Consider the following 10,817-nt stretch of genomic DNA (forward strand, 5'->3'; position numbering starts at 1 on the left):
ATGACTGACTCTCGAAAACGCGCTCTTCAGCAGGTCGATCACCTAGAGAAGGAGCTCATCTTTGAGGTTGTGGAACAGGCCGATCCTCACCGTGATCTGCGATTGATCGGATTCTGTCTTCGGCGTTTAAAGGCACCTGCGCGATCGCTGATTGCCATGCCTGATGCTGATATCAGTTTCCAGCTCGATCACAACGATATTCATCATCGCCGAGTCGACTCACCGCGTGAGCCATGGAAATCTGAATTTCCCATGCTGATCGTCAAAGATCAGGCGAATGGTGAACCTCTGGCGTTGTATCGCGATCGGGGCCGGAACTGGTTCTATTCCGCAACTCAGGGACGGCACTGGCTTGTGCCGGTGGATGTCCGTCTGGACAGTGATGCCTACGAGATCTATCCCTCGTTACCGGCCAAGATAGTTGGTCCATTAGCTGTGGTCAGATTTGCATTCAGCACGGAGTTGAATGCCATCTGGGCTCTAGTGATTGCCTCTGCAGCAGTGATGGCATTTCATCTGTCCATCCCGATCTTCACCAATGTTTTGGTGAATCGGATCTTGCCTGAGAACGACAGTGCCCTACTACTTGAAGGTTTGGCAATTGTAATCGTAGTTGTGGTGGGTGTTGCTGCTGCTCAGTATCTACAAACCATCATGATGCTGCGGATTGAAAGTGTTACGGACTTGCGATTACAGACCGCGGTTTTTGATCGCGTAATGCGTCTTCCAATGCACTTCATTTCTAAATACACCACTGGTGATCTTGCGTCACGTGTTGAATCGATCAATCAATTGCGTCAGTTACTCGGAAGTGGTGTTCTCTCGACCTTGCTTTCTACGGTCTTCAGCGTGGGTTACTTCGTTCTGATGGTGATTTATGACCGCTCTCTAGCTATCTGGGCTGCTCTGTTCACGCTTGTTTCTCTGGCATCTCTGCTTTATCTCACGATTCGTGATATTCAATTGCAGAAACCATTGTTGGAGACTGGAGCTGAAATCACTAATTTCTCGCTCCAATCGGTCATGGGACTGGCGCAGATTCGCAGTTCCGCTACAGAGCCGTTTGTCCTGCTTCGCTGGCTGCGCGAGATTAATCGTTATGCGCTGCTGCAATTGCGCAGCAACTTTTACAACGATGCGATTGAAATGTTCGGAACGCTAGTGAGTCCACTGGCTTCCTTAATGCTGTTTGCCCTGGTAACTCATAAGCTCTTGGCTGGTGCCAGTACCTCAGCAGAGTTTGAACTGATTCTGGTGAGTTTCATCTCCTTTAATGCTGCATTCACGGGATTCAATTCATCCCTCTCTCAAGCAGCCAATCTTGCTGCCAATACTTTGGGTCGCGGCAGCGTTCTCTGGCAGCGTGCAGAACCTGTGATTTATGCCGAAGTGGAGAAGGGCTATGAACCTGATGCGGTGCATCACGAACTAGAGGGTCATTTTCTCTTTAGAGATGTTGTTTACCAGTTTCCGGACGCTAGTGAACCGCTTTATCGCGACCTCAATTTCGAAATTAAACCTGGTCAGCACACGGTGATCACGGGTCCGAGCGGCTGTGGAAAATCCACGATTATGAATATGTTCTTGGGCTTTATTGAGCCTCAGGGGGGCGATTTACTGATCGACGGGCTTGCCTTGCCTCAGCTCGCAATCCGGCATTACCGCCGTCAGCTCGGTGTTGTTCTGCAGACTGCGCATCTAAACTGCGGCTCGATTTACGACATTGTCTCCGCCGGCCTTGTCACCGAAGAAGATCGAATCTGGGCAGCGCTTGAAGCGGCCTCTGTGGCTGATGAGGTGGCAGCCATGCCGATGAAGCTTGAGACGATTGTGATGGAGGGGGCAGGCAACATGTCTGGTGGCCAGGCACAGAGAATCGCGATCGCCAGAGCTTTGATTCATCAACCTCGTGTGCTGCTGATGGATGAGGCCACCAGTGCTCTGGATCCTCGATCACAACAGCGCATCAATGAAACGGTGCAGTCTCTGGGGATTACAAGGATTAGCGTTGCACACCGTCTGGCGACCATCCGCGATGCGGACACGATCATCGTTCTTCGCGATGGTGTAGCTGCAGAAAATGGAACTTGGGACGAACTTAAGCATCACGGTTACCTTGCAGAGATTCTGTCTAAGGGACACTGAGTGACGATGACATCGGCAAAGAAACCATGTTTCTTGCATCAAAGGATGAATGCCGAAAAGGTTTCTACCTCTGAATCATCTCTTGGCACACCTATTACTCGCGACGATCTCGAAGACCGGCAGCAGGGGCTAGGTGAAGCATGGTTGGAAGCGATAGCTCCTCAGGAACCTGAAAAACTTGAGCGTCGCTTTGCATGGTCAGGACTTGACCGTGAGGCTCTGTGCAGAGTGATAGATCAGCTTGAGCAACCCGATGAAGCCTTAAGCAAGGAGATCTGGTGTCAGGAGTTGACGTTTCTGCAGGAAGCTTTGCGCAGTCATGCTGAACGCGAGCTTGAGCCTTATGTCGCGGAGGTGTCTCAGGCGAATCCGGATCAGCTCCCTTTCAGCGATTTGTGGCTTCCAGCGGTTGATGCTTTCGTCGCTCGTCTGTGCAGCCACGTGGTCGATCTCCAACATCGCAGTATCGACGATCAGGTTTATCGATCACTAGGTCGGTCACTGCTCATCAGATTGACCAACATCTCTGAGCAGGCCCTGTTCGAGCAATTCAACCTGCAGCGGCCTCCTGGAGCGATGTTGCTGGCCCATCTTGGTTCAGGTGGTGATGGTCAGGGTCCTCCTGTTAGGGAGTACTACGAGCGGTTCATCAGGGAGCAGCGTCGGGATGGATTGGTAACGCTATTGGAGACGTTTCCCGTTCTGGGTCGTTATTTAGGGCAGGTTTGTTGTGATTGGCATCGTGCCAATGAGATGCTGCTCCGGCGGATTGATGCTGACTCGATTCCCTTGCACCAGCTTTTTGGTGTCGAGCCTGACATGGTTCTTTCCGGAGTCCATCAGGGCCTGAGTGATCCCCATAACCATGGTCAGGTTGTGAGCATTCTGAAGTTCGCTCAATCTGATAGAAGTTCTTCCGTACAGGTGGTTTACAAGCCCAAGGACATGGGCGTGGACTTGGCTTATCAGCAGGCACTTGAACATCTCAACAGCGTCAGCCCACTGAAGCCGCTGCGCAGTTTGCGGATTTACTGCGGTAACGACTACGGATACATGGAACATGTCGAGCATCGTCTCTGTGAAGGAGATGTTGAACAGGAGCGCTTCTATCGCAACGCAGGACGATTGACATCCGTCCTTCATCTCCTGGGTTGTACCGATTGCCACTACGAGAACCTGATCGCCTGCGGTGATCAGCTGCTGTTGATCGATACTGAAACTCTTCTCGAGGCTGATTTGCCTGATCATGTTTCAGATGCCTCCGACCAACAAACAGCTCTGGCTCAGTCGGATCTTCAGAAGCGTTTTCAAAACTCGGTGCTTCGATCAGGTCTGATGCCAAATTGGCTGTTTATTGGCCAGGCCAAGGTTGCTGTTGACATCAGCGCTTTGGGCATTGCTCCCCCGCTCAATTCTGAGACGAAGGGGCCGGGTTGGCTCGGGTTGAACAGTGATGGGATGATGGCTGCGCAGATCAGCCGTCCATCACTGTTGCCCACGAGTCTTCCCATGGGTGTTGGTGCAACCAATGGTCTTAATGCCCATCTCGAGACGTTCTGCCAGGGATTCCGTGAGCAGTGCGCTGTATTCGAACGGACGCGTGAGGACTGGATCAGACCCGGTGGAGTTCTCGATCAGTTTCGTGGGCTGCCTCGTCGCATTGTGCTTAGGGCTACCCGAGTTTATTTCGCATTGCAGCGTCAGCAACTTGAGCCAGCGGCGCTGCGTTCGTTTCTGCGCCAGGGACTCGTGCTCGAGCAGTTGAGCCGCAGCTTTTTGATGGCTAGCGAACAACCGCTGCATTGGCCTGTATTTGAAGCTGAACTGCGTCAGATGGAGCGTCTGGATATTCCATTTTTTGTGCATGCCATCGATGGACAGGATCTGCCCTTAGTTGACGACATGAAGCCTGTTGAAGGGTTTATGGAAACCAGTGGTCTTGAGTCCAGTCGTCAGCGTATTGCTGAATTGGATTCAGCAGCCGTTGCTTTCCAGGAGCAACTAATCCGCGGTACGAGCCGTGCCCGCATCTCCACTGAAGCTGGCCGTAGTCTCCGAGATGTCGTTGCGCCTGATGTTGGCGTCGTGAAGCTCACGCCGGAACAACTCCACCAGGAGAGCCGTCGTCAGCTCAAGATGCTCGAAGAGATTGCCATTCGCGATACGGATGGTCTTATCGACTGGCTGGGAATGGATCTTGGCAGTGATGGTGAGAGTTTCTGCTTCGGCCCTGTTGGTACTTCGCTTTACGGTGGATCCATCGGTGTTGCTTTATTGGCAGCCCATTTCGCTGATGAATCTGGTCCAGCTGAACTGATCGACAGTTGTTTGAAACCCCTTCTGCAGATGGGGGAAAAGGACCGGGAGGGGCTTCGCTTGCGCTGGTGGCGGGATCAGCCTCTTGGTTTGAGTGGTTGCGGTGGCTCTCTGCTTTCGCTGCAGGAGTTGGCGACCTGGGGACCGGAATCACAAAAGCCAATGCTCCAGGAGCTACAGACCTCTCTCATCGGGGCATTATTGCCTGAACATATTCGCTCTGACCTCGGTCTCGACATGATCGCGGGCTCTGCCGGTCTGATTGGACCTCTTCTCAGGGATGGTTCGATAGAAGCCCTGGACTTGGCTCTTGTTGCCGGAGATCATCTCCTGGGTCTGCAAAACGAACAGGGAGCTTGGAGTGTTCGTGCCAAGGAGCCATTGCTCGGCTTTTCGCATGGAACCGCTGGATATCTTGCTGCGCTTGTCAAGCTGGGGCAACAGCTGGGTGAGCAGCGTTTCCTCGATGCAGCGGCTAAGGCTCTCAGCTACGAACGGGAGCGATTTGATCCGAAACACCTCAACTGGCCTGATTTCCGAGATCACCGACCTGATCAGCCGACCAAGTTCATGACCTCCTGGTGCCATGGAGCACCTGGCATCGCCTTGAGCCGGGCTTGTTTGTTTGGCTCTCCGCTCTGGGATGAGCTGTGCGTTGATGAAATGGCTAATGCTCTGCAGACACTCACTGCGCTGGAGCTGCCGTTCTGTGATCATCTTTGCTGCGGCACCTTCGGAAACGCCGGCATTCTTCGCGTTGTAGCTGAGGGGCCATGGGCGAAATCTGTCCCAGAGTCAGTGCGTACGGCTGCAATCGACAGATCGTCTGAGCTTGTTGCTCAGGCTGTCTCCATTGCAGACCAAAGCGGCGGAGCTTTCCGAGGTTTCGGCACGTCCGAAGGCAACCTGTTGCTGCCGGGTTGTTTTACAGGAATCTCCGGAATGGGTCTGGCTCTGCTTGATCAGCTGAATCGCGATGATCGTCTCGGCACACTTATGACCATTGGCTTGCTCTCACCAGCGGGGGCGGTGTCGACGACACCAGTGCGCCAGACGGCTCCCAAGGCCTGCTGAAGGGAGCGTTTCCGGCCACGGGGTTAGCACTTCCCTGCCAAGAGGGGTGAGACGCACTCGTTCCGTGAGCCCCTGGCCATCAACCTCCCGGCGCAACACTCCCAATTGAATCAGCCAGATCAGCAGATCCTCTGTTTCCCTGGCATTCAGGCGTCGTCTGGTCTGGGATGGCCAGTCGGAACCAGCCACCAGTTCGCTGCTGCTGAGGGCTTCCTCTTCCACGTTGCGGTAGAAACTGCGTTGGAAAGGAAGGCAGCGCACCGCTTGGCGTGCTCGCCTGACTGCATGCTTTGTAAGTTCGCTGGGGTCCTGAAGAGTCACGCGTGACGTGCTGTCAGTGCCATTCTCGTTCTCTTCGCCGCGAACTGAGACACCAATGTTGCTTCTGGCTTCAGCGTCCCCGGCAAGACGCCGTCTTTTGGAACAGGCTGCCATCCCCCATCGCGTTCAGGTCAGCGGTGTCGATGAAGAGACCATTCAGGATTCCGCTCCGACCGAACTGGTTCGGCGTCTGGCGCAGGCCAAGGCGATCGCTGTCCAGAGCCAGCTCAAAGACGATGACATCAAAGCGGTGATCGGCTGTGATTCGTTGTTTGTCTTGGCCGGTCAGGTGTACGGAAAGCCAGCTGATTCCGCACAGGCTGTGGAACGTTGGCAACAGATGCGTGGATCCTGGGGTGAGCTGCATACGGGCCACTGCCTGCTGCCAGGGCATGGCATCACATCACAGGAGCCGCGGATTGCATGTGTGACGACTCGGGTGTTGTTTGCTGATCTGAGCAACCACGAGATCGCAGCGTATGTCGCCAGTGGCGAACCGCTTCGCTGTGCAGGAGGCTTTGCCTTGGAAGGTCTTGGAGGATCCCTTGTGGAACGTCTCGACGGTTGTTTTTCCAACGTGATCGGGCTAAGCCTGCCGCTGCTGCGCCGTTGGCTATCGCAGATTTGATACGGCGCAAGCCAAGACATTGCCATTTTTCGTTTGCCGTAGCTAATCCGAAGTCAGGCCCTCTTCACACCTCTGGCCATGCCTCGTTTTTTCCTGCCTGCAATCGGCACAGCTCTGTTTTCAGCAACGCTTGCTATTAGCGCATCAGCGATGGAGCCTTTGTCGGTGAGTGCAACTGATCAAGGCAATGCTTCATTGAGCCTCCATGCAGAGCAGACTTATTTCACGCAATCCACGGATGAATGGAGTCGTTCTGTTCGATCGGTTCAGCTTCCAGACGCTGGTCAGGTGCGGCATCAGCCCCCCCAAGGTCACACCTTGCTTGATATGGATTTTTAACGTCGATCGAGCATTGAGCGATCCATTAAAAAAGCCCCACTTTTCAGTGGGGCTGGATGACGATCGAATGATGTGATCTCGATTGGGTCTGATCGGAACGATCAGTCGAGGTCTGGCATGGCCAATGAAGGCTCTGCCTGACGATCAATACCCTTTTCGAAACCTGCAGCAGCAGCGCGCGCGCGTCCTGCATGCCAAAGATGACCCACCAGGAAGAAGAAAGCGAGCACGAACTGAGTCGCTGCAAGCCACTGGCGGATGTTCACGAAGTTCACCGAATTTGGCTCGGTGATGATGCCGCCAACAGAATTCAGTGACGCGTTGGGGGCGTGAGTCATGTACTCAGCAGCACGACGAACCTGCCAAGGCTGGATGTCGTTTTGCAGCTTGTCGAGACTCAGGCCATTGGGGCCACGAAGAGGCTCAAGCCAGGGACCACGGAAATCCCAGAAACGCATCGTTTCACCACCGAAGATGATTTCACCAGTTGGTGAACGCATCAGGTACTTACCGAGGCCGGTTGGGCCCATGGCAGAACCGATATTGGCTCCGAGACGCTGGTCTCTCACCAGGAAGGTGAAACTCTGTGCCTGTGAAGATTCGGCGTTAGTTGGACCGTAGAACTCAGAGGGATAAGCCGTGTTGTTGAACCAGATGTAAGCCGATGCAATGAAGCTCATGAAGCTCAGAGCACCAAGGCTGTAGCTCAGGTATGCCTCGCCGTTCCAGATGAAGGCACGACGCACCCAACCGAAAGGCTTGGTGGTGACATGCCAGATGCCGCCGGAAATCAAGGTGAGACCCAACCAGATATGGCCACCGATGATGTCCTCCATGGAGTTCACACCGATGATCCAACCTTCTCCACCAAAGGGTGCGCGGAACAAGTAGCCAAAGATCACGCCCGGATCGAGAGTCGGGTTGGTGATCAGTCGAACGTCGCCACCACCTGGTGCCCAGGTGTCGTAAACACCACCGAAGAACATGGCCTTGAAGACCAGGAGCAGGCAGCCAACACCCAGAAGGATCAGGTGATAACCAATGATGTTGGTCATCTGGTTCTTGTCACGCCAGTCCTGAGAGAAGAACGTGGAGTAATTCTCAAGAATTTCAGGGCCGCGAAGAGCGTGATACAGACCGCCGAGGCCAAGCACAGCGGAACTGATCAGGTGCAGAACACCAACGACAAAGAAGGGAAAAAGATCGGTGACTTCGCCACCAGGACCCACGCCATAGCCAAGTGTGGCGACGTGAGGGAACAGGATGAGACCCTGTTCATACATGGGCTTGTCGAAAGTAAAGTGACTCACTTCGAACAGCATCATGGCGCCAGCCCAGAAGACCATCAGACCTGCGTGCGCCACGTGGGCACCTAGCAGACGGCCTGAAAGATTGATCAAACGAGCATTGCCAGCCCACCAGGCATAGCCGGTGGAGTCGAGGTCTTTACCGCCAGTGGCGATAAGACCGGAATTAAAGGGCGTTTCCACGGGGCAGAACCTCTTCAGGGAAGACGAAGTTTTCGTGCGGCTGGTCAGCCGGTGCCATCCAGGCACGCAGACCTTCATTCAGAAGGATGTTCTTGGTGTAGAAGGTCTCAAATTCGGGATCTTCTGCAGCGCGGATTTCCTGTGACACGAAGTCATAGGCGCGCAGGTTGAGGGCCAAACCGATGATGCCGATGGAGCTGGTCCACAGGCCCATCACAGGCACGAACAACATGAAGAAGTGCAGCCAGCGCTTGTTGGAGAAAGCAATTCCGAAGATCTGACTCCAGAAGCGGTTGGCGGTGACCATCGAATAGGTCTCTTCTTCCTGTGTGGGCTCGAACGCCTTGAAGGTGTTGGCCTGCTCACCATCCTCAAACAAGGTGTTTTCCACGGTGGCGCCGTGAATGGCGCAAAGCAGTGCACCGCCGAGAATGCCGGCGACGCCCATCATGTGGAAGGGGTTCAGGGTCCAGTTGTGGAAGCCCTGCAAGAAGAGGAGGAAGCGGAAGATCGCTGCCACACCAAAGGAGGGCGCGAAGAACCAGCTGCTCTGGCCGAGGGGGTACATCAGGAAGACACTGACGAACACCGCAATCGGGCCTGAGAAGGCGATGGCGTTGTAAGGACGGATGCCGACCAGACGAGCAATTTCGAACTGACGCAGCATGAAGCCGATCAGGGCGAAAGCACCGTGCAGGGCAACGAAGGCCCAGAGGCCGCCGAGCTGACACCAGCGAACAAAGTCACCCTGGGCTTCAGGGCCCCAGAGCAACAGAAGGCTGTGACCCATCGCATCAGCGGGGGTGGACACAGCAGCAGTCAGGAAGTTGCAACCTTCCAGGTACGACGACGCGATGCCGTGGGTGTACCAAGAGGTGACAAAGGTGGTGCCTGTAAGCCAGCCACCGATGGCCAAGTAGGCCGTTGGAAAGAGAAGAATGCCGGACCAGCCGACAAAAACGAAGCGGTCGCGCTTGAGCCAGTCATCGAGGACGTCGAACCATCCCCGCTGTGGCGCGCGTCCTACAGCGATCGTCATGAGTGAGAACGGGTGCGGATAGCCGCAGGCTGTGGGATACCCGGCGACATTAACAATTTCAGCGGGTGTTGCGGGGGTGAATCACTGCACCTGAAATCCCTTGTATCGGAACATTTCTTCGGGGTTTCTTTCGCTTTGTTTGAAGCCTTTGTGGCAGTGCTTCCGAACTTCGCCACCCATGCCGCTTCAGCGGTCACAATGGGCGCTGCTTCCGGGCTGTGATGGCCGCTGATCTGCTTGAACAACCTGTCGTCGGATCACGGCGGCTGTCGAATGTCCTGGTCGCCGCCATGGTCACCATCGGTGGTGTCGGTTTCTTGTTTGCCTCACTCTCCAGTTACCTAGGGCGTGATCTGCTTCCTCTTGGTCACCCTGCTGGACTTCTTTTCATTCCGCAGGGTCTAGTGATGGGCCTGTACAGCATTGCTGCAGCTCTCTTAGCCACCTACCTCTGGACGGTGATCGCCATTGACGTAGGTGCCGGAATGAATCGCTTCGACAAATCCTCAGGCGTCGTCACCATCTCTCGCAGGGGCTTTCGCAAACCGATCAGTGTCGAGATTCCGATCAAGGACATCAAAGCTGTCAAGGTCGAGGTCCGAGACGGCTTCAACACCCGACGTCGCGTGTCTCTGCGTGTGCAGGGTCGACGCGACATGCCGCTCACCAGAGTGGGCGAACCTCTCCCTCTCGCTCAGCTCGAGCAAGACGGAGCTGAGCTTGCACGCTTTCTGAATGTGAATCTTGAAGGCCTTTGAACAATCATGTTTCCACGACCCTTTCAAACACTCTTGACACTTGCCCTGTGTCTGCCTCTGCTGATTAGTTGTGCGTCAAGTACAACTGCCTCGGTGCCGGTTGGGTGCGAGCAGGCCATCAGTCCTTGTCTTCAGGGCAAAGCAACCGTTGAGCTCACGACTAGCAAGGGTTCGATCACGTTGGAGCTCGATGGAGATGCCGCGCCTGTGACGGCTGGGAATTTTCTCGACCTGGTGCAAAGAGGTGAATACAACGGCACTGTGTTTCATCGCGTAGTGCGAGACCCAGTTCCTTTCGTCGTTCAGGGGGGTGATCCCTCCTCCAGTGATCCCGCTACACCGAAATCGCAGTATGGAACGGGCAGCTTTGTTGATCCGACCACTGGCCAGGCACGATTTGTACCTCTTGAGCTGTCCTTCAACGGCGAAGACCAGCCTCGTTATGGCCGTGTCGTCAGTAATCCCACTGAGCTTGTGCAACTGAAGCTCAGTCATGAACGCGGAGCCCTGGCCATGGCTCGGTCCCAGGCCCCGGATTCTGCCAGTGCTCAGTTCTACATCGCACTCAAGCCCCTTCCTGAGCTTGACGGTCGCTATGCCGTTTTCGGGCGAGTTACTGAAGGTCTTGAAGTGGTGGATGCCATCCGTCAGGACGACACCCTTGAGAAAGCCGCTTTACTGACACCAGGCCTCTGAATAAATGGGAC

The 10,817-nt window shown here is 54.8% G+C and carries 9 protein-coding genes; 6 read left to right on the plus strand and 3 right to left on the minus strand.

Annotated features, from left to right (window positions below; all coding sequences use genetic code 11):
• Together SynBIOSU31_RS04385 and SynBIOSU31_RS04390 are read left to right on the plus strand one after the other, a co-directional pair.
• A complete protein-coding gene (locus tag SynBIOSU31_RS04385) occupies positions 1-2,145 on the plus strand; it encodes an ATP-binding cassette domain-containing protein (RefSeq protein ID WP_186492270.1) in 2,145 nt (714 codons plus the stop codon).
• A gap of 45 nt (positions 2,146-2,190) precedes the next feature.
• Positions 2,191-5,535 carry a type 2 lanthipeptide synthetase LanM family protein gene (locus SynBIOSU31_RS04390; RefSeq protein WP_186492271.1) on the plus strand — a complete coding sequence of 1,115 codons (3,345 nt, stop codon included), beginning with the start codon at positions 2,191-2,193 and terminating at the stop codon, positions 5,533-5,535.
• Here the strand turns inward: SynBIOSU31_RS04390 and SynBIOSU31_RS04395 are convergent.
• Positions 5,476-5,970: an Npun_F0494 family protein gene (locus SynBIOSU31_RS04395; protein ID WP_370593675.1), complete on the minus strand. Its 495-nt coding sequence runs from the start codon at positions 5,968-5,970 to the stop codon at positions 5,476-5,478. The two genes, SynBIOSU31_RS04390 and SynBIOSU31_RS04395, sit on opposite strands and share 60 nt — an antisense overlap.
• On the opposite strand from SynBIOSU31_RS04395, the gene SynBIOSU31_RS04400 reads away from it, so the two are divergent.
• The gene (locus SynBIOSU31_RS04400; protein WP_186492836.1) at positions 5,912-6,484 is read left to right on the plus strand and encodes a Maf family protein; all 573 of its coding nucleotides are present in this window, start codon (positions 5,912-5,914) and stop codon (positions 6,482-6,484) included. The two genes, SynBIOSU31_RS04395 and SynBIOSU31_RS04400, sit on opposite strands and share 59 nt — an antisense overlap.
• 78 nt (positions 6,485-6,562) lie before the next feature.
• Complete coding sequence (locus SynBIOSU31_RS04405) at positions 6,563-6,823, plus strand: hypothetical protein (protein WP_186492273.1); 261 nt, start codon at positions 6,563-6,565, stop codon at positions 6,821-6,823.
• A 101-nt stretch (positions 6,824-6,924) separates the two neighbouring features.
• Here the strand turns inward: SynBIOSU31_RS04405 and psbC are convergent, their stop codons facing one another.
• Both psbC and psbD read right to left on the minus strand, forming a co-directional pair.
• Entirely contained in the window at positions 6,925-8,313 is a 1,389-nt protein-coding gene (gene psbC, locus SynBIOSU31_RS04410) for a photosystem II reaction center protein CP43 (RefSeq protein ID WP_186492274.1), read from the minus strand.
• Complete coding sequence (gene psbD, locus SynBIOSU31_RS04415) at positions 8,297-9,352, minus strand: photosystem II D2 protein (photosystem q(a) protein) (RefSeq protein WP_006041823.1); 1,056 nt, start codon at positions 9,350-9,352, stop codon at positions 8,297-8,299. Before psbD ends, psbC begins: the two co-directional genes overlap by 17 nt.
• 221 nt (positions 9,353-9,573) lie before the next feature.
• Here psbD and SynBIOSU31_RS04420 point away from each other — a divergent pair, with 221 nt between their 5' ends.
• Positions 9,574-10,110: a photosystem I assembly protein Ycf4 gene (locus tag SynBIOSU31_RS04420; RefSeq protein WP_186492275.1), complete on the plus strand. Its 537-nt coding sequence runs from the start codon at positions 9,574-9,576 to the stop codon at positions 10,108-10,110.
• 6 nt (positions 10,111-10,116) lie between these two features.
• Complete coding sequence (locus SynBIOSU31_RS04425; protein WP_186492276.1) at positions 10,117-10,806, plus strand: peptidylprolyl isomerase; 690 nt, start codon at positions 10,117-10,119, stop codon at positions 10,804-10,806.
• The last annotated feature ends 11 nt before the right edge of the window (positions 10,807-10,817 follow it).

Origin of the sequence: Synechococcus sp. BIOS-U3-1 (assembly GCF_014279975.1) — a bacterium.
Classification (GTDB): Bacteria; Cyanobacteriota; Cyanobacteriia; order PCC-6307; family Cyanobiaceae; genus Synechococcus_C.